Raw genomic sequence first — 21753 nt, forward strand, 5'->3', positions numbered from 1 at the left:
CGCAGATAGCCGCGCCGCAGCAAAACCATTAGAATGTCCACAATCCAATCATTTGTGACGTGAATTCAACATGGCTCGTTTCGACACCAACCGCTCCGCCGAGATGGAAGTCTTTGTTCGCGTCGTGGACCTCGGGGGTTTCACGCAAGCCGCACGAAAACTGCGCCTGACGCCGTCAGGCGTGAGCAAGCTGATCTCGCGGCTGGAAGCGCGCCTCGGCTCGCGGTTGATCAACCGCACCACGCGCAAGCTCACGCTGACGGAAGAGGGCCAGGCCTTCTATCAACGCGCCGTGCGCATCCTCGCCGAGATGGAGGAGGCCGAGCGCGAGGCCGCTTCCGGCGCCGCGCCGCGCGGCCGGCTCACCGTCAACAGCAACATCCCCTTCGGCATGCTGCATGTGATGCCGCTGATCCCGCGCTTCCTCGAACAACATCCCGACGTCACGCTCGATCTCGTGCTGACGGATACGCTGATCGACCTGATGCAGGAGCGCGCCGACGTCGCCATCCGCGTCGGCCCCTTGCGGGCGTCACGTCTCGTCGCGCGAAAACTCGGCACCAGCCGCATGGTCGTGGTCGGCGCACCAAACTATCTGGCGCGCTTCGGCATGCCGAAGATTCCGGCCGATCTTGCCGAGCATCGCGGCATCGGCTGGACCTTTCCGCGCTCGATCCGCGGCTGGCCGTTCAAGCGCGGCGACCATTCCGAAGAAGCCGTGCCGCCGCCGGCCGCGCGCGCCAGCGACGGCGAAGCCGCCCGCCGCCTCACCCTCGGCGGCGTCGGTCTCGCCCGTCTCGCCCTCTTCCACATCGGCCCCGACATCGAAGCCGGACGTCTTGTTCCGGTTCTTCAGAACTACAATCCCGGCGACCGCGAAGACATCCATGCCGTCTATGTCGGCCACACCGCGCCGCTCCCCGCCCGCGTGCGCGCGTTCATCGATTTTCTGGCGGAGCATGTGCGAGTGGACGATCCGGGGCTCAAGCGCGCGGGGGATGGGAGGTGGCGGTTGACCAGGGCAAGCTGAATGCCGGAAGACAGATGGCGTTGCCAGGATCGGACTTCGACACCACGGCGAACGGATAGCGTCAACAAAAAGGCCGTTTTGTTTCCGGCATGGACATTTTACTCGCTCCCAGATGGGCGGCGGATCGAGTTCACAGTGTGATAGTGTCGCCGCACCGTCCAGGGGAGCGTCTATGCAGCAGTCAAATATAGCGGCGAAGCGACGCTTTCGACTCGTGCTCATCAAGCCGTCGCATTACGACGACGACGGATATGTGATCCGCTGGTGGCGCGCGATGACGCCGTCCAATTCATTGGCCGCCGTCTATGGCATCGCAGCCGACTGCGCCGAGCGGCAGGTGCTGGGTGCAGACGTCGATATCGAGATCGAAGTCATTGACGAGACCAACACACGCGTCGACGTGCCCGCGCTGCTCGCCCGCTTTGGGCGCAGCAACGGGTTCGGATGTGTCGCCCTCATCGGCGTTCAATCCAATCAATATCCGCGCGCCCTCGACATCGCGCGTCCTTTCCGGGCCGCCGGAATTGCCGTGGCCATGGGCGGCTTCCACGTGTCGGGATGCCTGTCGATGCTGGATGGTCACGCGGTGGACCTCGACGCCTGCCGGGATATGGGGGTGACGATATTCGCAGGCGAAGCCGAAGGACGCCTCGAAGCGATGCTCGCCGACGTGGCGGCAGAACGTCTGGCGCCGGTGTACAATTACATGAAGGATCTTCCGGGGATGGAAGGCATGCCCGTGCCGTTCCTTCCAAAGCGATATATCGAGCGCACCCTTGGTGCCAGCGCCAGCTTCGATGCCGGCCGCGGCTGCCCTTACCAATGCAGCTTTTGCACCATCATCAACGTGCAGGGCCGCAAATCACGCTATCGCTCGGCCGACGACATTGAGCATCTCGTGCGGCTCAATTGGGCTCAGGGCATCAGGAAATTCTTCATCACCGACGACAATTTTGCCCGCAACAAGGAGTGGGAAGCGACCTTTGATCGGCTCATTCAGCTTCGTGAAGAGCATGGAATTCCCCTCGGCCTCATGATCCAGGTGGACACACTTTGTCACAAGATTCCCAATTTCATCGAGAAGGCGAAGCGGGCCGGCGTCAACAAGGTCTTTATCGGGCTCGAGAACATCAACCCGGACAATCTGGCGACGGCGAAGAAGCGTCAGAACAAGATCACCGAGTATCGCAAGATGCTGCTCGCCTGGAAGAAGCAGGGCATCCTGACCATTGCAGGATATATCCTGGGCTTTCCGGCTGACACGCCGGAGACGATCCGTCGCGATATCGAGATCATCAAGGAAGAGCTGCCCATCGATCTTCTTGAGTTCTTCTGCCTGACGCCGTTGCCCGGCTCGGAGGATCACCAGACGCTCTGGAAGAATGGAATCGCCATGGACCCCGATCTCAACAAATACGACGTCGAGCACGTCTGCACCGCGCATTCCCGGATGACCGGGAAGGATTGGCAGGACATCTACCACGAGGCCTGGTTGCTCTATTACACACCGGCGCACATGAAGACCTTGCTGAGGCGGGCCAAGACAACCGGAGTTCCCGTTGGAAATTTGGCAAAGTACCTGCTGACATTCTCGATGACAGATCGCCTCGAGCACGTTCACCCGCTGCAGGGAGGGATCTTCCGCCTCAAGCATCCATCCGAACGCCGGCCCGAATTGCCGCGCGAGAGCCTGTGGTTGTTCTGGCTGCGCTTCGGCCGGGACGCCTTCGTGAAGCACATGATCCTGATGGGCGCCGCCGGATGGCTGTTGATGTGGCAAATGCTGATTGCCTACGGTCCGGGGGCCGACGATTATAGAGACCAGGCGCTCGCGCCGGTCCGCGACGATGACGAAGAGATGCTCGAGCTGCTCACGAAGACAACCGGCGGCCGCGCAGCAGTTGCCCACGCCAGGAAAATCGCCGCATTGACGGGCCTTCCGGCCAGCCGATCGTGAGGAGAATTCCGATCCACGGACGTTTCTCAAACTCCTGTGGATCGAGGATGGTGCGCCAAGTGGCGCTGGCGGAGAGAGTGGGAACCTCCCCCAGAAGCGCCTGAAGGCCAATAATCCCTTGTTTATCAGGCTTTAGCCGGATAGCAAGGTGTGGTTTTCGGGTATGGTTTGATGGCAGACACCAAGTATCTACAGAAGAAGGGCAACACATGGCGGGTGGTCGTGGAGATACCGAAGCCCCTTCGACACGCGACCAACGGCAAGCCTCGCTTCGTCAAATCGCTCGGCACTGAAAGCCTCACGGAGGCCAACCGCCTCAAGCACAGCCATGTCGCGGAGTTTAAGCGACGCATCAAGATGTTCGAGAAGGGGCAAGCTGATCCACTCGCCGCAGCGATTGGAGCGGCCATCGCCTTCCGCGAAGCGTTTGCGTCCTCCGACAACGAGTACCTTGCACACGGCGATCAGGAGAGCCTTGCCGCCAGCGAACTGCTTGACGTGGTGAACCAAGAGGCTGAAGCGCTATTGGAGGCTCAAGGCCCTGAAGCGGAGCGCCTGTTCCGCAGCCTCGCGACCGGCAAAGCGACGCTAATCCGCGACCATTACCCAACTTGGCTGACCATCTGCGAGGGTACAGAGCAAACGAAGGGGCAGCACGAGGCCGCCATTAAGCGCTATCTCGCTTGGGCGGGCGAATATACGTCCATCCAAGCCACTGACCGGCCCAAGGCAGGCAAGTACGTTCAACTGCTGAGGGACGAGAAATTAGCGCCCAAGACGATCCAGAGGCATCTTTCGACACTATCCACATTCTGGCGATGGCTGATGAGCAGTGGTCTCACCGACCCGAATAACCGCGACAATCCATGGCGTGAGCACGGCGTCAGCAAGAGGTCCCGCAAGGGAAAGGCGGCTACTCGGAAGGGCCTCGCCAACGAGAAGCTACTGAAGCTCCTAAAGGGCCGGTATCGCACCCCTCGCTACGCCAACGTGCTCGCAGACCTTACGCGCCTTGCCCTGCTGCATGGAGCCCGGCTTGATGAGCTTTGCTCCCTCAAGAGAGCTGATGTTCACAAGCGAGCCGATGGCTATTGGTTCGTCATCAACGAAGGCAAGACCGATGCTGCTGCACGCGAAGTCCCCCTCCACAAGCTCGCTGAGCCCATCGTGAAGCGTCGCATGAAGGGCGATGATGAATACTTGTTTGTAGGTTTGGTGCCGGGAGGTCCCGACGACAAACGCTCTTGGAACGTCAGCAAAGCCTATGGGCGCTTTCGCAAGCAGAAGGACGTTGGTGTTAGCGCGCGCTTCGAGGACTTCCACGCCCTTCGGAAGACCTTCGTAGACCTGATGGAGGGCTTGGAGGTGCCTGAGAGCACAGTGAAGCTAATCATTGGACACGACCGGGGCGAGGATATCACATACGGCGTCTACTCCACCGGCCAGCGCTTGGACCTCCGCAAGATCATCGCCAGGGTGGATTATGGACCTGAAGTGATGAAGGCGATGGCTTCGCCTATTGGCTCGGACCGCGCCTAAATCTGCACTCAGGATGGTCGCACCAAGGAGCGTAGATTTTCCCGTCGAAGCCATCTTCAGGCGCGCCGAAGGCCGCTGCGCTATCGAAGCCTTCAGCGAGCTTGATCACCCGCACGGCATCCGGCCACAGCGAGACTCCACGCTTCACGCCCTTCTCCCACGCGGCAATGACGCCGGTGATGCGGATGAGGGAGCCGCCACGAATGATGATGCCAGACTTAAGCAGTTCGCCCTTAGCATCGGTAAGTATCGGTTGCTTCTTGGGGGACTTGAAGTTGAAGGCGATTGCTCCATCCTTTGTCGCCTTCCAAGGTAACTCTATGCGCTTCTTGCCGGGAAAATGCGTGTCGATGACGGCCTGAATTTCCGCCTTGAAGCGTTCTGTATAGTCGTCATCGGCAGTCGCTTCGGTCTTGTACTTGCCGTCCGCGTACTCGCCCTTGGTGTCGGGCTCCGAGAGCTTCGGATAACGCGCGGTCATGACTTCGGTAACGAACGGGACGTACTTGAACTTCTTGTCAGTCATCGCGGGAGGCTCCATCATCCTCCGCAACGCTGGCACGTTTGCTGCTACGAACCTAATGTCACCTTTTGCAATTCAATTGCGGTCGTGTTGATCGCTCCTCCATTGGAGCATCACACAATATCCAAATCAGTTTCGGTAAAGACTTCAAGGATGAAGGGCGCTTCAGTCAAGGAAGTCCTGAGAAGGCAAAATCGAAAACTCTGCTCCAGCTTGTCGTCTCCGATCAGTTTCAGGTTGGCGCGATACTTGGTGGATTTCTGAATTAGGTTTCCTGAGCCGTCGTTAGCACCACCCCACCAGACTTCGCTGGCGTCGGCATTACAGGTCACCACGGGCACACGGATTTGTTGGCCTTTAATTACGTCTTGCAGGTTCTGTAGCAGGACTTGGCGTGGCTTGAGCCAGCCCGCCCAGCCTAGCGACCTATGAAACGAACTGTATTCGACAACTATTTGGAGCTTGTCGTTGCCGCCCTTAGCATTGGCGATTAGCAGCACGGGAGACGTTGTATGCGGCGTCATACCCGCTGCGAGATTGACAGCATCAACATGGTTGACGGGTCCAGGCCAAAATCTTCGCTTGATGCTCGGCCACACAAGCAATGCAACAAGTGCAATGCCCGCAATTATGATCGTTAAACGCGCTGCATTTAGACTTAGGCCGAGTGGATCAGACGCCCATCGGATGAAGAGACCCACCCAATAATCGGAACCAAAGCCGAGCAGCGCGAGAAACGCGAGAGCTATACCGGCGAGCACTTTCGCCGCGAGTGAACCTACGAATGTTTTGAGGAATTGCTTCATTGAACTAATGGATGACGGGTGCTGAGATGGCGTGTTGGCCTCAGGCCGGAAGATTGAGCAGCACCTTGAACGTACCTTCTCCTTCTACCCGCGCTGTTGCAGGAGTCGCCGTGATTGCGGCATCCAGAACGGGATTACCGGAAGAGAAGCCACCAAGGATATGGTATCTGTAGTCGAACGCGAGCACACCAACGAACGTCGCGCCGTCTACATAGCCTGTGGCCTCAGTAGATACGGTGAATTGAAAACCGGGCAGAGGAATAAGGGGCAGTCCGGGCAATAATTGCGCCTTCTGACCCGGGGGAAGCTCACCGCTCACCACGTTCTGAAGGATCGTTGGCCCTTCGATGTTCCGGGAAATAAACTCGTCCGAACAATAGAAGCTGAAATCTCCGAGCCCCGCGAGCTTGTTCAGTGCCGCGATCTGCTGCAACGGGCTCCTTACGCTCACTGAGGCAAGAAGGCGCCCGTCTTCGCTACGCTTGACGTGACCGCCCGTAACCGCGCCCACCAAACCCTTCAGCGCATTCGCCTGAAACAGAGGATGGTCGGAATGGTGATCGCCGTACAAGACCTCCCCACCAATAATCTTCACTTCAGAAGGAAGACCCGGACCAAGGGGCTTATTGATATCGGGACGGATTATCTCGGTGAGCCTGCGGATAGCATCGTAACCCACGACGTTGAAGAGGTTCATCAACTTCTGTTCGGTCTCCTCGTAAGCCCAACTCAGATAGGGCTCCGCAAGTTGCCCCGTCGCGTACAGCCTAAACTCCCGACCGTTCGTCAGCAGAAAGTACGCCGCACTAATCTCCGGGTGAGCACAATAGGTATGAGCTTGCTCAACATCATCTTGCGTCAGGGCCTGCGAAGGCGCCTTAACTTCTACGGCCCAACGTCCATAAGACGTGGCGTCACAGATGTAGTCTGCTCGTCCAGCCAAGGGTGGGTCCTTTTTCGGCTGCTTACGCCCCAAGAAAGCCCGGTCATAGCGGAGCGGTACTTCAGTACGAATATTAGCAACCGTTCCGTGAGCGTAGCCTAACCGGGTCAAAAGCGGACGCACGATGATTTCGCGCACGTCCGTCTCGTTCATCGCATCGAAGTTTGGGAGCATTGACCTCATCTCAACGGATCAGCGCAGGCGTTGTACCACCAGCAGGCCTTAGCCTCTCTTGCCGCCGCAGGTTGTCCCCACATTAGGAATTGACTTGTACACAAATTCATCTAACGTCCGTTACATCAAAATGTGTAAGGGGTCTTTCAGGCGTGGCACAGGGAAAATTCATCTCCTATCTGCGGGTCTCGACCGACAAGCAGGGTCGAAGCGGCCTTGGGATCGAAGCTCAGCGTGAAGCCGTCACGAGCTACCTCAACGGCGGCCGGTGGACATTGGTGGCTGAGTACGTCGAAACGGAAAGCGGCCGGAAGTCCGATAGGCCGAAGCTCGCTGCGGCGCTCTCTCACGCCAAGGCCGTTGGTGCGAAGATGGTCTTTGCCAAGCTCGACCGCCTCACCCGCAATGTGGACCTCCTACGATCCCTAGTGGCGAGTGACGTTGACTTGGTGTTCTGCGACCTTCCAAGCGTCCCTCCCGGCCCCATGGGGAAGTTCCTGCTCACTCAGATGGCGTCCGTGGCAGAGCTTGAGGCTGGCCTGATAGGCGAGCGCACCAAGAAGGCGCTGGCAGCAGCCAAGGCACGAGGGGTGAAGCTCGGCAATCCGAACGGTGCTCGTGCTCTCCGTGGAAAGCAGACGGGCAACGCAGAGGCGGTCGCGAGGATCAAGGAGAAGGCTGCACGGCGCGCAATGGACCTTCAGGGCATCATTGAGGGCATCAAGCGCTCAGGCATCACGAGCGTTCGCGCTGTGACTGACGAACTCAACCGCCAAGGCATCAACGCGCCTCGTGGCGGCGAGTGGCACCCTACCGCCGTTGCGCGGCTCCTCAATCGCCTTCCTAAAGCCGCCTAAGCACTGAGAGGAAGCAGACCTATGCTGATCCAGATTGCCATCGCCGCCTTCATCCTCTCTGGCCTCATGCAGGACCGCACCATGATCCTTGGGAGCTTGGCTGGTCTTGGTGCGGCTCTTTATGTTGGCTAGGACTGTGCTTGTCCTGAAGCTAAATGACCCACACCCCGCTCACTTGGAATGGATTGAGGAGAGGGCGAATAACATGTGGCCGGGCTGTAGTGTGTCCTTTGATGCATCTCATGTAGAGGTGTACGTCACCATCTCTCCTGTGCCTGCTACCTTCACTGACTTACAGGCTACGCTGCTGTTCGAGCGCGCGCCGTATTGGCGTGAGTGACCGATTGCCTGAAAGCGTTGGACCGATTTCCAATGGCTGTAACGATAGCAAGAGGCCTTCGTGCGCGCTGAAGCGCCACTTGGCTCTCTCGCCTTCCTTCGCTGGCGCGCGCCTCAAGGGACCTTAGGGTCCTCCGGCATCGCCTGAATTGGTAAGATGTTTATGGAAATGACTTCAAAATCGGGGCTTAAAGCCGCCGTTGTTGTTCGACCTAATCGGCGCGTGAAGAATTGTGGGTCCTGCTGATCTACACAGGTGCGCGAAGGGTCCTCCTCCACCCAACACTTTTACCAAGGAATGACATGCAGCCTCAATCGAAGCGAGACGAAGACCGACGCGGCGCCGCTTATCACGAGGCGGGACACGCCGTCGTTGCGCGCGCGCTGGGGCTCGCTGTTACGCGAATGGAGATAGGCACAGATGGCAAAGACGGGAGCGGCGAAGTTGACGTTCAGGACGACGAGCACCTGCCCCTCCTAGATCGCCTTGCACTTTGTGTGGCTGGCTTGGAGGCTCAGGACGTCTTCAAAGCCCCCACGCACGACCTGGCTGGTTGGGGCGACCATCAAAATGTGATGGATTTGCTTGAAGACAAAGATGAAGAGGAGGGGTTGAAGCTTCGGATGGATGCGCATCAGCGGGCTCGCGATTTGCTGCTTCTGCACGAAGCGACGGTCCATCGAGTTGCCAAGGCGTTACTGAGCCACTCCAAGATGGGCGCGGAGGACGCGCAGCGGTTGCTCTCTTCGTAGAGCCCAGCCGCATATGGTTATATTGAGAGCCTGTGGGAAACCTCCAAGAGCTACTCGGAAGGGACATTTTTAGCCGCATCCCGTTTTGCAATACCGTTGAGCGCCCCCGGCGGAAGATTGCCAAACATCTCAGCAATCCTTTTCTGAGTGGAGATGCGGCGTTCGACCACTAGGTTTATTAACTGGAGTAGCGCCATGGCTGTTGGCGCATCGTCCTTCAAGTCTATCTCGCCGGGATGAACCGCGTTGTTTCCGACTACGCGCACAACGTCCAGTGCTTGCTGTATCTCGACCTCCAGTCCTTTCTTCACCAGTGATCCAATATCATCGTTGATGTTCTCGCCCTTCTCCCCAAGCGCAACCATCAACTTTTGGATCATGAGTCGGGAGATTGCTGCCGAACCTCTGGGAGACCGCTCGACAACATCAGCCGCTTCGATGAAATCGTCTCTTAGGTTTGCGGGAATGTCAGGATGCGGCTCAACCTTTACAGAGTGGGCAGGCCAAACGATCCGGTCTTTGATCCAAACTGCGAAACCCTCACAGGAATGGCAACGACTCATGAACATGTTCATCATGCGTCGAGAAGAATTGCTGGCGGACCTCAACTCCTCATAGGTGACTTCATTCTCTTTGAAACGATCGTGGAAGGCTTGCCATCGCGAAATTGCGTCATCGCCGACCTGCAGGTTGCGTATGAAATCGTCGACCATGTTCCGCTCAACAACTCCGGGCGTCGAGTTCCTATCGAAGCTGTCAGGAAAGACATGAAACCAGAATTGGTGTGCTAGTGCTCCGCAGTGCGGGCATGAGAAAGAGCTTAGACCAAGCGTAGGCATCACTTCTTTGGCGGCCATTTCTCGTCCTTCGCAGTTAGTGTTCCAGTATCCAGCGCAAGAAACGCTCTGTGCGCTCTACATGAGCCTTGGAGGCCGGAGGGCTAAATTGCAATCCCGACAGCGCTCCAGTCGCTACAGGCACTCGCGGAGCCTTGTAGGTGCCAGCGGTCTTTTGCTTTTCCCTTCGCGCCCAACTAGCCTTGCTGTTCCTGTGCTTGGGCAAGAAAGGCTCAACGTGCGCTTTGACCGTCGCACCGAACAGCGGCAACGGGCCTTTATAGGTTTCAACGGCCTTCAAGAGCTTCTGCACCATGTGCCATGCGGTCTTGTAGGTCACACCCAACGCCTGCTCGACCTCTCGCACCGTGACTGGCTTGGGCAACGTGTTGAGCATGTGCGCCGCCTCTAGCCACGCGCTGAGAGGGAGCTTGGACCCTTCCAGAGGCGTCCCGACTGTGACAGTGAATTGCCTCCTGCACTCGGAGCAGAGGTAAAGGCCGGGACGGTGCGACGTGCCGCCTATCTCCGTAGCGGCGCGGCCCGTTGCATTGCAATGAGGGCACACAGGCCCATGGGGCCACCTGATCCGCTCCAGCGCCGCCCTGCAATCTTCAGCCTTCACGAGACCTCCATGGTGTTTTGTCTCGTATATACGAGACAAGCCTAAAGAGCAAGTTTATCCAATGAAGTCAGGCAGATGAGGTTCTAATCGCCCACCTATACACGGAGGGGCGCGCTTGCCGCCTCATGGGTCCTGCCGTCTTTCGCGCGCCTGCAAACGACCTCAGAAATCGACTTCGAGAAACACGAGCTAAAGCCCCCGCCGTTGTTCGATGAATTGAACAGGAGAACAGTGGGTTAAACCTCTAGCTGTGCGCCTATACATGGAGACCGCGCCCCGCAGCCAGCAAGGAGACTATCGAACCATCCGCTTCACTCAGCCTCACGACTACTTCGGTGCATTCTTCCACGCCTGCATGACCCCTATTGAGCTATCCAAGCTAAGGGCGGTGCTCCAGCAGGGATGGACCGAAGCCACACTTGCCGAGTTCGCCAGATGGCATACCGGCAAACCCTTCTTCGCCGTGAACAGACGCATGCTCATGGCAGTGATTAACTCGGCTTTGCTGCGCGACCGCTTCGCTAAACAGTTCCTCAAGGAATGCGAGCAGCGGCCAATTGCCATGCATGCCTCTCGCCTTTCCAGATGAACAAACAACGGAATTGACCACATCAGACCCCGGGTGCGCTCGGAGAGCATCTCACCTGCTCCGCAGCGTTTGCCCACACTTCGCTCAGCGCATCATCCTTGGTCGTGCCTACCGCAACGGCTGGAGCGCGCCGTCCCTAATCGACCTCGCAAGCACCTTCAACTTCGTTGGATGGCGAGGGCGAAGTCCCTGCAAGGCAGCCTACCGCAAAGCAATTCAGATTGGCTCGGAGCACGTCTTCGACGCCTCTCAGCCCTCTCGCGCTTTCTGGCTCATGCCGAAGGCTCCGGCCGTCGATAGCGATTGGCCGCACTAACCAGCGCTCTCCAAGAGCGAAGCGCTGCAACGAACACACAAGAAAGATCCAACCCAAGCCTCATGGCACTCGAAACTTTCAACTTCATCGATAGCCTCGTGCCCGACAACCCGGTGGTCTCGGACGGCCTTGTCAACGGCGACGACCACATGCGGGGCATCAAGCTCACGCTGAAGAACACGTTCCCGAACATCACTGGTGCGGTCACTGCCACTCAGGCGGACCTCAACAGCCTCGCCACGGGCGTTACAAAGCTCAAGGGCGCTGGCACCTACTTCGACACCAATACGACCGATGGCCTCCGCAACACCATCGCCGGTGACATAGACGTTGTTCTACAGGGCAACATCGCCGCGACCTTCCAGCTCGCAGGCGGCGTGAACTTCTTCAAAGTCTCCGGGAGCATCCAAGCCACGGGAGAACTCAAGGGGCCAGGAATGGCTCCTATCGGCTCGGCAATCGTCTGGCACTCCGACACGCTGCCTCCGACCGACGAAGGCATGTGGGTTTGGTGCAATGGCGCAACCTACAACAAGGCCGACTTCCCAACTGCGTACATGCGCTTGGGCGGAACGAACGGCACGACCTTCACTGTCCCGAACTATCAAGAGGTCGTTCTGGTCGGCAAGAGTGGCATGGGAGGCGCTGCGGCTCCGGGGCTGCTTGCGAGCATCGCATCGAACCTCAAAGGTGTCCTCAATGGCGTCTTTGGCTCCGATACCGTCACGCTCACTGCCTCGCAGATACCCACGATCACTTCAAACGGCTCCATGACGGGTACGGCCTCCGGCTCCATCTCTGGAAGCGCTTCCAACGTCATCCTTGGTGGAACGGCTGGTGGTGGCGGCGTTGGTGGCGGTGGCAACTTCGGCCTTGCCGGAAGCGCAAGTGTCTCTGGCAGCTTCTCAGGCAGCGCTTCGGTGTCCGGCTCCGTGTCGTCCACCAACACTGGCGGGCAGGCTCATAGCAACGTGCAGCCTTCCCGTGTTGTGAACTGGATAATCCGGCTCGGGTAGTAGCGGTGAGATAAGCGCGGCTTGGCTTAAGTCGGTCAAGCCGCGCCTACGGGACTTCAATCCACCAGCATGCACTTCTTTCCTGAAGGAGAGCCCATGAAGCGCTCCATCTTCTCGCATCGAAACGTGACGAGTTGGTTCTTGCGCAGCCGAGAAACCTTATCAATATCGGAGTTGATCGGTCGCACCGTGGCGGACATGAATTGGTTTGGTGTCTGAAGCTCGACATACGCCTTGTCCATGAAGTCCTTGTTGATCGCAGTGACCTTGCCGTTGATCTCGACGATCTTCCCTTTCAATCGCATATCAGTCGCGACTTCATTCTGATCGTACTCACGGAACAGGGTCATCGCCGACACCCGAACGACCTCACGGTGCTCTCCGTCCACCACGCCCTGTCTAAGGTCGGTCGTGGGAGGCGCGGGTCGCCGTGGAGGTGGTGAAGGCTCCGGGCTCGGCCGCTCGATTGGTGGTGCTGTTGTCGCAGCAGCTTGAGCTACGTTCGCTTCTTTACTCGTTTCGGGTGATCCCTCGCGAAGGGCTATGAGGAGCGCACAGGCAGCAAGCGCTCCCGCAATAGCCTTCTTGCGACCATGCAACCCTAAGAAGCTGGGAGGAGAAACAATTGAAAATAGGCTTGCGAAGAGCAGCACGCTACCCAGCAACTTAAAGACCACGACCTAACCCCATCACCGTAATGCACGAAGCGCGCCCCAGCACGTCCTCGAAGGACGCCTGTGATTGGGGCGGCTTGAGGGACCTTGGAAGGCGTCTACCGGCACCCAAATGTGCAGGTGACGTTAACGTTCACTTCCTGCGGTGGCGGGTTAATACTCTGTAACGACCGACTAGCAGCCATCAGAGCGTCGGAAACGCGTTCGCGCTTGGCCTGTGCTTGCTGCTCCTCGACCACGGCCTGTTGACGATAATAGAGCAAATTCTTGCGGCACTGTGTGTAGGCATCAGCGCCCTTACCAGTCGATAGTTGCCTGCATGACGCGTCGTCTTGTGCTTCCATCTTAGCTGCCCTGACACCAGCATCCTCTTGCGTCACGCAACCTACTAGCATTAGCGCCAGCACGATAACCAAGCCCCTCATGAGTTCCCCATTAGCTTCCAGCGGAGGGGAAGAAACCTCAAGGGCGGCTTTGAAGCAAGCACCACCAAAGGCGGAATGAGCACTCAGTGTTGCCACTGTTGCATTCATGCGTCATGTCCAAAGCTCTTGGAGGGCATCAAGGATGACGACCGTAACCGTCATCAGGAATGCCTCTCAGGACTCGCAGCGGGACTCACTGGTGCGTTTGATTGCTGGAGGCCGGGCAATAGCCTGACGGTCCCGCATCGGCTCTACGGACTCCGTGAAGGCTCCTGAAGCCATCCCGTCTACGACCAATAAACACACCCCTGAAACCTCTAGAGAGAGGGGTAAGAGCTTGAAGGGCGTATTTGACCTTTCGAGCGCCCTCTAGACTTCCATAGCAGGCACGGCCCCCCCCTCGCAGCCTTCAACGTCAATCCAAACCATCAAGGTCCACAACTCATGACTACCGATATCGGTATGCACGGGCAGTACGCTCTCGTGCCACCGCTGGAGTTCGTGTCCGCAATGAACGATCATTGGACACAGACGCTCCACATGCCATCCTCAGGCTCCCTGCGCTCCCTTTGGGAGACGATGGGAAATGTCTTTGAACGATCAATTATCGACAACATCAGCGAGCGTGATGCGCGCTGGAAGGTGCTTCAGCCCCCTACCGGGTCCGGCAAGACCCAAGGCGCGAGCCTGTATTCGGCTATGCAGGCGAAGCGCAATCGGGACGCTCAAGCCAACCTCAAGCCTGTTGGCGTGCTCCTCGTGACCCGCCTGATCAAGCAGGCCGACGACCTCGCTGCTCAGGTCAACGCGATGGCAGGTGCGGACGTTGCCGTTGCTCATCACTCTAAGAGCGGAACTGATGCCGATGATATAGGCCGATATGACGTTCTGGTCGTGACACACCAAGCCTTCGTCAATGCCGCTGAGACCCTTGCCGGTGCCGCATGGTCACGCCTCGTGCAGTGGAACGGAGGTCATCGCCTCTTGACCATCGTTGATGAAGCGTTAGCCAACGTGGTGGAGGAGAACAAGGTCACGCTGGAGAACCTTCAGTTTGTTCTTGGCTGTGTGCCCTTTGATGTGGCGCAAGCCCATCCTGATCAAGTCAAGCTCGTCGAGGCGCTCAAAGACGCGTTGGTGCAACAGGCGCAATCTGACACCAACGACGGTACGGCGAAACTGATGTGGAGGGATGCAGGGGCAAGCGAAGCACTAGACGCTCCCCCGGCCGCCATGAAGCCTCTGCGTGAGGCCATGCGCAAGGTGAAGTACGACCGGAGGATCAGGGAGGGCAACACCAAGCGCAACATTGCCAAGCTGGTGGACGATACGCTCGCGAGCGTCCAAGCTCTCACGGATCGGTGGGCCTACTATGCTCGCATCGGTAAAGACCACTCGCTCAACTCCTCCACGCTCACGGTCTCCTATGCTGTCCCCGGTGCGGTGGTGTTGGATGCGACAGCCAGCCAGAACTTCTTGTGGGAGCTATTCCAAGGCAGAGCACAAATCGAGCCCATCTGTGCCCGTGCTCGCAATTATCGAAACGTGACCCTTCACGTCGCGAGAGCCAAGGGCGTTGGCAAGACCACAATGGAGAAGACGTTTGCGGCACGCTACGCACGCTTGCTGGAGGCGCTTGAGGCACAGTTGGGCTCTGAGAGGTCGTTATTTGTCTGCGTCCACAAGGACTATGAGCACGCTGCGGAGAGGTTCAAGCATCCCTTCAAGCGCGTTGGCTTCGGCCATTGGGGAGCCGTGGACGGCCGCAACGATTGGAAGGACTATGATACGGCGGTGCTATTCGGGTTGCCCTATCGCGACCTGATTTGGCCTACCAACGTATTCTTCGCTCTCCAAGGCGTGCAGGACGATGATTGGCTGAAGACGCCAACGTGGAAGGGCTACATGAACGTCCGCCGCCTGATGCAGCAGCGTCAAATGTCCGTGGAGATTATCCAGGCCATCAATCGCGTTAGGTGCCGCAAGGTCGTTGACGAGCACGGGGGCTGCGAGCCAACCGACGTGTTCATTGTGCTTCCTGCCGACAGCATGGGTGATGCCATCCTGACGGATATCAAGGCCGACATGCCTGATATCGAGGTGATGCCGTGGTCCTTCGAGATGGATGGACCGAAGGTGTCGCGGCCTCGCGAGGGAACTGCGCACACGGCCTTGATCACGCTTATGCGCAACATAGAGTCGGGCGATAGCATCCCGCTCAGCACCATACAGCGAGAGTTAGGGCTGACGAATAGTGGAATGTCGAAACTCCGAGCCGTCTTGCGCGATGCCTCGCACGTCACCCACAGGGCTCTCTCAGGGCTCGGCGTCGCGTATGTGTCCGGCATAGGCAGAGGAGCGAAGAGCTTCCTTGAGAAGCACCAAGCCGCCTAAAGGGGCGGTTGATCAGACTTGGCCGGTGAGGTCCCACATGGGGCTTCATCGGTCCTTTTCAGTCAAACAGTAACGTCACGATGAACCATGCCGTTTGCGATATCTGTACAGGCGCGCGGTAAAGCCTATCGGGCATAGAGGAAACGTCACATGGAAAACCCCGGGGTCCATGGGTCCTCCGGGGCTTCTCAGTGGCGAAGTGGTGGTTGAATGGTGTTGATCAGCGCCGAGACGGTGCCTTGCGTGTTCTCTTGGCCTTCGGCTTCCGAGTGCCTTGCTGCTCCACGTAGGTCTGATGCACTTCCATGAAGGGCACCCCAAAGCGCTCCGCAATCTTCTCCAGCGACCCGCCGACTTGGTTGGCGAGCACGTCGAGTTCTTGGCTGAGCTTCGAGGCGGACTGCATTAGGCCAAGGAGCGTTGCGAGGTCCGCAAGTTGCTGCGCACTGCGGGTGTGGTTGGCGGGTATGGTTTGAGATTTCTTGCTCATTACGAAGCCCTTGTTTTATAAGGTTTTATCGGGCTTCAGGGCGTCTGGCGGAGAGAGTGGGATTCGAACCCACGGTACGGTTTCCCGCACACACGCTTTCCAAGCGTGCGCCTTAAGCCACTCGGCCATCTCTCCGGAGCGCCCTCTCTTGAAGGGGCGCCGATGATTTTGCAAGGGATCGCGCGGAAATCGGGTGAATTTTCCGTAAGATGTTGTATTTCAAAAGGAATATCTGGCGCCGCCCGACGGTCGTAGTTCGGCGTGAGCTGAACCGGAGACGGCTTTGCCGCGACGATTCACTGAAGATCGCCAAACACGCATGGGGACGCCATGACCATCCGAAAAGCCATCGCCGCACTCAGCCTGATTTCGGCCCTTGGCTTCGCCCTCCCCGGGCCGGCCGCCGCACAAGTCTGCACCCGCCAGGGCGTCGACGTAAGCTGCGACGACGGGCGACGCGGAGTGCTTTCGGGCGATGCCATCATCTGGCCGGACGGCACGCGCTCGAGCACCACGCCGCATCAGAGCGTGATCATCGGCAACAAGAGTTCGGTGCATGTCGGGCCCGGCGTGTTCGTCGGCCAGGGCAACGGCATGGTGCCGCTGGATGACCCCAACGCGCCGAACAAGCGGCGCTGTGCGATATTGGATGGCGTGTCGTATTGTTATTGAGGTCTTCTTCCTTCTCCCCTTGTGAGGGGAGAGGGGAAGATCGGAGCAAGCTTCTCGGAGTCTAAATCAACCGCACACCCGAAATCGCCGACTTCAGCCAGCGCAGCGCCTGCGGCGGTTGTGCGGCGAGCGGGGCTACCGCGACCTTCTCGATGCGGCACTTCTCGAGTTCGGCGACGAAATCGGCGGACCATTGCTGGATGGTGTGGCCGCGCAGTTTCTTCATCATCGCTTCCCAGCGCATCTTGCGCTCGGTGAGCGGCATCGCCGCCGCGACCGCGATCGCGCGCGCCATGCCGTCGATGTCGTGCGGATTGACGAGCAGCGCGGTATCAAGCTCGTTGGCGGCGCCGGCGAATTTCGACAGCACCAGCACGCCGGGATCGGCCGGGTTTTGGGCTGCGACATATTCCTTGGCAACGAGGTTCATGCCGTCATGCAGCGGCGTTACCACGCCGATCTGCGCGGTGCGATAGAGGCCTGCGAGCACGGCCTGGCTAAAGCCCTTGTTGAGATAACGGATCGGCGTCCAATCGACCTCGCCGTGGCGGCCATTGACGTCGCTGACAAGGCGGGCGACGTCGTTCTGGAGATTGCCATAGGCTTCGATGGCACCGCGCGAGGGGTTGGCGATCTGGAGCAGCGAGATGCTGCGCGAAAACTGCGGGTGCTCGGTCCAGAGCCGGTCGAACGCGCTGATGCGGTTGACGAGGCCTTTGGAATAGTCGAGCCGATCGACGCCGATCGCGAGCCGCTCACCATTGAGGCTGCGGCGTAGCCGCGACACGTCGGGATGCGAAACCGACTTCGCGGCATATTGCGCGAATTTTTCCGCATCGATACCGATTGGAAAGACTTGGCAACGCGTGCGGCCGTTCTGTGAAATCACAACCCCGTCGTCGACGGTGAGGTCGAGCTCGCTGCCGGCATAGCCGAGGAAATTCTGGCAATCCTCTTCAGTCTGGAAGCCGAGCAGATCGTAGGCCAGCATCGCCGTGACCAACTCGCGATGATTTGGCACGCCCTGCATCACCGCGGCCACTGGCCATGGCGTATGCAGGAAGAAGCCGATCGGATCGTCGACGCCAAGATTGCGCAGTTCCGCAGCAAGCGCGAGGAAATGATAGTCCTGCACCCAGAACGCGGTCTGAGGCTTGCGAAATCGCATCAGGGCGCGCGCCATGAACGCGTTGACCTCGCGATAGCTGACATAGTCGTCTCGTGAAACGCGGATCAGGTCGCTGCGCGAATGCAGCGCCGGCCACAGCGCCGAATTGGCAAACCCTTCGTAATAGCCGCCGTAATGCGCCGCCGGCAGATCCAGCGTCGCTATCGCGCCGGTGCCGAGCGCCTCGATCTCGGCAAAAGGCTCTTTCTGATGGTTCTGATGGCCATCACGCACGCGACCCGAGGAACCCACCCAGATCGCACCCGAATGTTCCACCACGGGCAGCAGGGCAGCCGCAAGGCCGCCTGTCATGGGTTCGTTGGGTTTGCCACGCGCAACGCGATTTGAAACGACGACAAGATTCACAGGTCGTCCCCTCCTGTTCATTCCAGTCTGTTTAACTGATGTTCATCAATATGGTTCCTGATCATCGTTTCAACCAATTGAAACCAAAATCGGGCGCCCGCGTAGGAACTGGTTTCGCCTGTGGAACCGGTGGTTTTCGCTGCAAAGACAGGTTTTGCGGTTGTATTGCGCAGCAAGAACGACGCGCCCGATGGAACCCCGTGAACGGCATTGCGTCTGCGATGTGGCGCCGCCTTGCTTTAACCCAATGCGCGGTCGCGCTTTAGATTATTTTTTTTGAGCATGCGCCTCTCGGAAAACCGCGGCACAGTTTTCCGGATCATGCTTTCGGATCGTCAAGCAGGTGCGCGAGGAACGCGCGCACGTCACTCGGCGCATCGAAGTGGCCATTGACGCCGATGGCGCGGCGGCCGACCGAGAAGGCGAGCCCGTTCATGTCGGGCATGATCGCGAACACCGTTTCATCGGTGACGTCGTCGCCGATGAAGATCGGGCGACGCCCCTTGAAGGGTTCGTGCTTCATCAATTCGCGCACGCCGCTGGCCTTGTTGAAGCCGGAATGCTTGATCTCGCAGACGAACTTGCCAGGCAATATCTCGATCGGCGCATTCGGCAGGTCGGCGCGGATCAGCGACACGGCTTCGAAGATTGCCTTCTCCGCATGTGGTGCGAGGCGGTAGTGCAGCGCCAGCGAATAGCCCTTGTCCTCGAGCAGAATGCCCGGGCTGAGCTTCGCGATCGCCGCCAACCGCCGCTTCAACTCCTTGTCCAACGGCGGCGCGTGCACGTCGTCGGCCTCGCTGTCCACGGCCAGGCGCATTTCCGCTCCATGACCGCCGACGGCGCAGAACACCTCGGGCGCGAAGATCAGATCGATGTCATTGAGCGAGCGTCCGCTGACCAGCGCCAGCGCGCCGGACGTACGTTGTGTCAACCCATTGAGCGTATTCGACAGACCCGGCGGCACCCAGACCTCGCGTGGCGTCGGCATCAGCTCAAGCAGCGTGCCGTCGATATCGAGCAGAATCGCGGTCTCGCTGAGATGCGGTACGAGCGCGTGCGATGGCGTTTCCGGCCTGTCCTTGTCATCGCGCATGGTTCGTTCGTCTTTCAGCGACATTTCCGCCAGTTCAGATTTCATGAGCTTACTCCATAAAGGCGAGCGGCCGCGCGATTTGTTCAAGCGATTTGCGCTCCGCCGAGACGGCATAGCGCCACGCCACGATCGCGGCCGCGATCATCAATGCTGCCCCCAGCAGATACCCGGCGAACACGCTCGTGCGTGAGCCGGTGTCGATCAGCGCGCCGAACAACGCCGGCCCGATCACGCCGCCGATGCCGGTGCCGACCGCGTAGAACACCGCGATCGCCAGCGCCCGCACTTCCAGCGGAAAGGTTTCGCTGACGGTGAGATAGGCTGCGCTCGCGGCCGGCGACGCAAAGAAGAAGATCACCATCCAGGCGATGGTCTGCCCCTGTGCGCTCAGCGCGCCAATCGAGAACAGATAACCGGACAGTGCCAACAGCAGACCCGACACACCGTAGGTAAACATGATCATGGTGCGGCGGCCGAGCGTGTCGAACAGGCGGCCGAGCAGCAGCGGACCAAGGAAATTTCCGGCGGCGAACGGCAGCAGATACCAGCCGACATGATCGGCGCGGATGCCGTAGAAATCGGTCAGCACCAGCGCAAAAGTGAAGAAGATCGCGTTGTAGAAGAAGGCCTGCGCGATCATCAGCACGAGGCCGACCAGCGCGCGCTGGCGATAGACGAAGAACAGCGTGTGCACGACTTCACTGATCGGCGTGTGGTCGCGCATTTTGATGCGTATCTTGGCAAAGCCGGCGTCGCAGCCATCCTGCTGATGTCTGACCGCCGAGAGTTCGATCTCGTCGACGATCTCATGCGCCTTTTGGGGATGACCATGGATCATCAGCCAGCGCGGGCTTTCGGGGATCCACATCCGCATCAGGAGCACGACGAGGCCGATGCTCGCACCGATGAGATAAGCGAGGCGCCAGCCGAGATCGGGACCGACCACGGCGGGGTCGAGCAGGACGATGGCCGCGATCGCGCCCATCGCCGCCCCGATCCAGAAGCTGCCGTTGATGACGAGGTCGGTCCAGCCGCGATAGCGCGCCGGCACAAGTTCCTGAATCGTCGAATTGATCGCGGTGTATTCGCCGCCGATGCCGGCGCCGGTGAGAAAGCGGAACAGCGCATAGCTGGCGATATTCCAGGACAAAGCCGTTGCCGCGGTCGCGGACAGATAGAGCGCAAGCGTGATGAAGAACAGTTTTTTGCGGCCAATGCGGTCGGTGAGCCAGCCGAAGCCGAGCGCGCCGAGCACGGCGCCGGCAAGATAGGCGGAATTGGCGACGCCGAGATCGAGATTGGAAAAATGCAGCGACGGGCTCTGCTTCAGCGCGCCGGAAAGCGCACCGGCGAGCGTCACCTCGAGGCCGTCGAGAATCCAGGTGATACCGAGCGCCAGCACGACACGGGTGTGAAAGCCGCTCCACGGCAGCGCATCGAGCCGCGCAGGAATGCTGGTCTCGATGATGCTGTCGGCCGCTTCTGCAGCCGAGACCGCAGGTCCATAGTTCAGCACTGGGCTTTGCTGCAATTCCATCGCGTTGTTGCGTCTGACCAACCGAGGCAACCCCGATTCACAGGATGTAGACGGGGTCGATCCGATCATGGGGGTGCGGCATTCCGCCTGCCACCTGCGACAACGTCTGCGGCAACGGCAGGTTCCGCCAGGAACCGCGCCCAATGCCGTCCGTTTCCGATGGAGCCACAAGGAGTAGACGCATGGCTCAGGTCAGAAAGACGACACATTCGCGAAAGACCGGCGCACGCAAGACGGCGCGCGGGCAAACCAGCGCTCGGCGCAGCACGGCCGCGCGCAAGAGCCCGAAACGCGCCGCGCCGAAACGCTGGTCTCAGCGTGTGACAAAGGAGAGCGACGCGCTCGACCTGAAGCGCGGCGTGTTCACGCTGACAAGCCCGAAGAAGATCGCGGCCTCGTTGAAGCGCTCGGCCGAGCACAGCGCGCGCCGCAAGGCCGGCGCCTATCGCTCGGCACTGTCAATGCTGACGTTCTACATCAACCGCGCCGGCAAGACGCTGCCGAAGACGCGGCGAGAGCGATTAGAGAAGGCGAAGGTCGAGCTGAAGCGGGCGTTTGGGAGGGAGTAGACTTCGGACAGCGCCCCACCCTCCGTGTCGTCCCGGCGAAGGCCGGACGACATCGGAGT

General features: G+C 59.2%; 21 protein-coding genes, 1 tRNA gene and 1 pseudogene. 10 read left to right on the forward strand and 13 right to left on the reverse strand.

Annotated features, from left to right (window positions below):
- Positions 1-70 precede the first annotated feature (70 nt).
- The 3 genes from ABIB73_RS32590 (at position 71) to ABIB73_RS32600 (ending at position 4526) form a co-directional block, all read left to right on the forward strand.
- Positions 71-1030 (forward strand): LysR family transcriptional regulator, encoded by a 960-nt coding sequence (locus ABIB73_RS32590; protein WP_354230867.1) that lies wholly within the window; start codon positions 71-73, stop codon positions 1028-1030.
- Between the two features lie 172 nt (positions 1031-1202).
- On the forward strand, positions 1203-2987 hold the full coding sequence (locus tag ABIB73_RS32595; RefSeq protein ID WP_354231024.1) for a B12-binding domain-containing radical SAM protein: 1785 nt from the start codon (positions 1203-1205) through the stop codon (positions 2985-2987).
- Positions 2988-3158: 171 nt separating this feature from the next.
- On the forward strand, positions 3159-4526 hold the full coding sequence (locus ABIB73_RS32600) for a DUF6538 domain-containing protein (RefSeq protein WP_354230869.1): 1368 nt from the start codon (positions 3159-3161) through the stop codon (positions 4524-4526).
- Here the strand turns inward: ABIB73_RS32600 and ABIB73_RS32605 are convergent.
- The 3 genes from ABIB73_RS32605 to ABIB73_RS32615 form a co-directional block, all read right to left on the reverse strand.
- Positions 4504-5052 carry a hypothetical protein gene (locus ABIB73_RS32605; RefSeq protein ID WP_354230871.1) on the reverse strand — a complete coding sequence of 183 codons (549 nt, stop codon included), beginning with the start codon at positions 5050-5052 and terminating at the stop codon, positions 4504-4506. The two genes, ABIB73_RS32600 and ABIB73_RS32605, sit on opposite strands and share 23 nt — an antisense overlap.
- A 110-nt stretch (positions 5053-5162) precedes the next feature.
- Positions 5163-5855, reverse strand: coding sequence for a hypothetical protein (locus tag ABIB73_RS32610; protein ID WP_354230873.1), 693 nt, complete (start codon positions 5853-5855; stop codon positions 5163-5165).
- 40 nt (positions 5856-5895) lie between these two features.
- Positions 5896-6936, reverse strand: coding sequence for a type I restriction enzyme HsdR N-terminal domain-containing protein (locus tag ABIB73_RS32615; RefSeq protein WP_354230875.1), 1041 nt, complete (start codon positions 6934-6936; stop codon positions 5896-5898).
- 188 nt (positions 6937-7124) lie between these two features.
- Here ABIB73_RS32615 and ABIB73_RS32620 point away from each other — a divergent pair, with 188 nt between their 5' ends.
- Positions 7125-7829 carry a recombinase family protein gene (locus ABIB73_RS32620; RefSeq protein ID WP_354230877.1) on the forward strand — a complete coding sequence of 235 codons (705 nt, stop codon included), beginning with the start codon at positions 7125-7127 and terminating at the stop codon, positions 7827-7829.
- A 642-nt stretch (positions 7830-8471) separates the two neighbouring features.
- Positions 8472-8921: an ATP-dependent metallopeptidase FtsH/Yme1/Tma family protein gene (locus ABIB73_RS32625; protein ID WP_354230879.1), complete on the forward strand. Its 450-nt coding sequence runs from the start codon at positions 8472-8474 to the stop codon at positions 8919-8921.
- A gap of 50 nt (positions 8922-8971) precedes the next feature.
- On the opposite strand, the gene ABIB73_RS32630 is transcribed toward ABIB73_RS32625, so the two are convergent.
- The 3 genes and pseudogenes from ABIB73_RS32630 to ABIB73_RS32640 all read right to left on the reverse strand — a co-directional run.
- Positions 8972-9634 (reverse strand): DUF4145 domain-containing protein, encoded by a 663-nt coding sequence (locus ABIB73_RS32630; protein ID WP_354230881.1) that lies wholly within the window; start codon positions 9632-9634, stop codon positions 8972-8974.
- A 160-nt stretch (positions 9635-9794) separates the two neighbouring features.
- Positions 9795-10154 (reverse strand): hypothetical protein, encoded by a 360-nt coding sequence (locus ABIB73_RS32635; RefSeq protein WP_354231032.1) that lies wholly within the window; start codon positions 10152-10154, stop codon positions 9795-9797.
- Positions 10155-10238: 84 nt separating this feature from the next.
- Positions 10239-10382: pseudogene (locus ABIB73_RS32640) on the reverse strand (transposase); the annotation flags it as partial.
- Positions 10383-10644: 262 nt separating this feature from the next.
- Between ABIB73_RS32640 and ABIB73_RS32645 the strand changes: the two are divergent.
- Positions 10645-10971 (forward strand): hypothetical protein, encoded by a 327-nt coding sequence (locus ABIB73_RS32645; RefSeq protein ID WP_354230883.1) that lies wholly within the window; start codon positions 10645-10647, stop codon positions 10969-10971.
- A 378-nt stretch (positions 10972-11349) separates the two neighbouring features.
- Complete coding sequence (locus ABIB73_RS32650; RefSeq protein WP_354230885.1) at positions 11350-12303, forward strand: tail fiber protein; 954 nt, start codon at positions 11350-11352, stop codon at positions 12301-12303.
- A gap of 56 nt (positions 12304-12359) precedes the next feature.
- Here ABIB73_RS32650 and ABIB73_RS32655 read toward each other — a convergent pair whose 3' ends face one another.
- Entirely contained in the window at positions 12360-12980 is a 621-nt protein-coding gene (locus ABIB73_RS32655) for an OB-fold protein (protein WP_354230887.1), read from the reverse strand.
- A 95-nt stretch (positions 12981-13075) separates the two neighbouring features.
- Positions 13076-13510, reverse strand: a complete 435-nt coding sequence (locus ABIB73_RS32660) for a hypothetical protein (protein ID WP_354230889.1) — start codon at positions 13508-13510, stop codon at positions 13076-13078.
- A 336-nt stretch (positions 13511-13846) separates the two neighbouring features.
- Here ABIB73_RS32660 and ABIB73_RS32665 point away from each other — a divergent pair, with 336 nt between their 5' ends.
- Positions 13847-15796: a DEAD/DEAH box helicase family protein gene (locus ABIB73_RS32665; RefSeq protein WP_354230891.1), complete on the forward strand. Its 1950-nt coding sequence runs from the start codon at positions 13847-13849 to the stop codon at positions 15794-15796.
- A gap of 220 nt (positions 15797-16016) precedes the next feature.
- Here the strand turns inward: ABIB73_RS32665 and ABIB73_RS32670 are convergent, their stop codons facing one another.
- Both ABIB73_RS32670 and ABIB73_RS32675 read right to left on the reverse strand, forming a co-directional pair.
- Positions 16017-16286 (reverse strand): hypothetical protein, encoded by a 270-nt coding sequence (locus tag ABIB73_RS32670; protein ID WP_354230893.1) that lies wholly within the window; start codon positions 16284-16286, stop codon positions 16017-16019.
- A gap of 45 nt (positions 16287-16331) precedes the next feature.
- Positions 16332-16421: transfer RNA gene (locus ABIB73_RS32675), tRNA-Ser, on the reverse strand.
- A 195-nt stretch (positions 16422-16616) separates the two neighbouring features.
- Between ABIB73_RS32675 and ABIB73_RS32680 the strand changes: the two genes are divergently transcribed.
- On the forward strand, positions 16617-16958 hold the full coding sequence (locus tag ABIB73_RS32680; RefSeq protein ID WP_354230895.1) for a hypothetical protein: 342 nt from the start codon (positions 16617-16619) through the stop codon (positions 16956-16958).
- 61 nt (positions 16959-17019) lie between these two features.
- Here ABIB73_RS32680 and ABIB73_RS32685 read toward each other — a convergent pair whose 3' ends face one another.
- From ABIB73_RS32685 to ABIB73_RS32695, 3 genes are all read right to left on the reverse strand, one after another.
- Positions 17020-18492 (reverse strand): trehalose-6-phosphate synthase, encoded by a 1473-nt coding sequence (locus tag ABIB73_RS32685; RefSeq protein WP_354230897.1) that lies wholly within the window; start codon positions 18490-18492, stop codon positions 17020-17022.
- Positions 18493-18811: 319 nt separating this feature from the next.
- Positions 18812-19633 carry a trehalose-phosphatase gene (gene otsB, locus ABIB73_RS32690; protein ID WP_354230899.1) on the reverse strand — a complete coding sequence of 274 codons (822 nt, stop codon included), beginning with the start codon at positions 19631-19633 and terminating at the stop codon, positions 18812-18814.
- A 4-nt stretch (positions 19634-19637) separates the two neighbouring features.
- A complete protein-coding gene (locus ABIB73_RS32695) occupies positions 19638-21125 on the reverse strand; it encodes an MFS transporter (RefSeq protein ID WP_354231026.1) in 1488 nt (495 codons plus the stop codon).
- A gap of 182 nt (positions 21126-21307) precedes the next feature.
- Between ABIB73_RS32695 and ABIB73_RS32700 the strand changes: the two genes are divergently transcribed.
- Complete coding sequence (locus ABIB73_RS32700) at positions 21308-21694, forward strand: DUF3175 domain-containing protein (RefSeq protein ID WP_354230901.1); 387 nt, start codon at positions 21308-21310, stop codon at positions 21692-21694.
- Positions 21695-21753: the final 59 nt, after the last annotated feature.

Origin of the sequence: Bradyrhizobium sp. F1.4.3 (assembly GCF_040548375.1) — a bacterium.
In the GTDB taxonomy this organism is placed as follows: domain Bacteria; phylum Pseudomonadota; class Alphaproteobacteria; order Rhizobiales; family Xanthobacteraceae; genus Bradyrhizobium.

Excerpts from the sequence above, each read along its gene's own strand:
- ABIB73_RS32590 (WP_354230867.1), top strand. The coding sequence starts at position 71 with ATGGCTCGTTTCGACACCAACCGCTCCGCCGAGATGGAAGTCTTTGTT.
- ABIB73_RS32595 (WP_354231024.1), top strand. The coding sequence starts at position 1,203 with ATGCAGCAGTCAAATATAGCGGCGAAGCGACGCTTTCGACTCGTGCTC.
- ABIB73_RS32600 (WP_354230869.1), top strand. The coding sequence starts at position 3,159 with ATGGCAGACACCAAGTATCTACAGAAGAAGGGCAACACATGGCGGGTG.
- ABIB73_RS32605 (WP_354230871.1), bottom strand. The coding sequence starts at position 5,052 with ATGACTGACAAGAAGTTCAAGTACGTCCCGTTCGTTACCGAAGTCATG.
- ABIB73_RS32610 (WP_354230873.1), bottom strand. The coding sequence starts at position 5,855 with ATGAAGCAATTCCTCAAAACATTCGTAGGTTCACTCGCGGCGAAAGTG.
- ABIB73_RS32625 (WP_354230879.1), top strand. The coding sequence starts at position 8,472 with ATGCAGCCTCAATCGAAGCGAGACGAAGACCGACGCGGCGCCGCTTAT.
- ABIB73_RS32630 (WP_354230881.1), bottom strand. The coding sequence starts at position 9,634 with ATGGTCGACGATTTCATACGCAACCTGCAGGTCGGCGATGACGCAATT.
- ABIB73_RS32635 (WP_354231032.1), bottom strand. The coding sequence starts at position 10,154 with ATGCTCAACACGTTGCCCAAGCCAGTCACGGTGCGAGAGGTCGAGCAG.
- ABIB73_RS32645 (WP_354230883.1), top strand. The coding sequence starts at position 10,645 with ATGGAGACCGCGCCCCGCAGCCAGCAAGGAGACTATCGAACCATCCGC.
- ABIB73_RS32650 (WP_354230885.1), top strand. The coding sequence starts at position 11,350 with ATGGCACTCGAAACTTTCAACTTCATCGATAGCCTCGTGCCCGACAAC.
- ABIB73_RS32660 (WP_354230889.1), bottom strand. The coding sequence starts at position 13,510 with ATGAATGCAACAGTGGCAACACTGAGTGCTCATTCCGCCTTTGGTGGT.
- ABIB73_RS32665 (WP_354230891.1), top strand. The coding sequence starts at position 13,847 with ATGACTACCGATATCGGTATGCACGGGCAGTACGCTCTCGTGCCACCG.
- ABIB73_RS32670 (WP_354230893.1), bottom strand. The coding sequence starts at position 16,286 with ATGAGCAAGAAATCTCAAACCATACCCGCCAACCACACCCGCAGTGCG.
- ABIB73_RS32680 (WP_354230895.1), top strand. The coding sequence starts at position 16,617 with ATGACCATCCGAAAAGCCATCGCCGCACTCAGCCTGATTTCGGCCCTT.
- otsB (WP_354230899.1), bottom strand. The coding sequence starts at position 19,633 with ATGAAATCTGAACTGGCGGAAATGTCGCTGAAAGACGAACGAACCATG.
- ABIB73_RS32695 (WP_354231026.1), bottom strand. The coding sequence starts at position 21,125 with ATGGAATTGCAGCAAAGCCCAGTGCTGAACTATGGACCTGCGGTCTCG.
- ABIB73_RS32700 (WP_354230901.1), top strand. The coding sequence starts at position 21,308 with ATGGCTCAGGTCAGAAAGACGACACATTCGCGAAAGACCGGCGCACGC.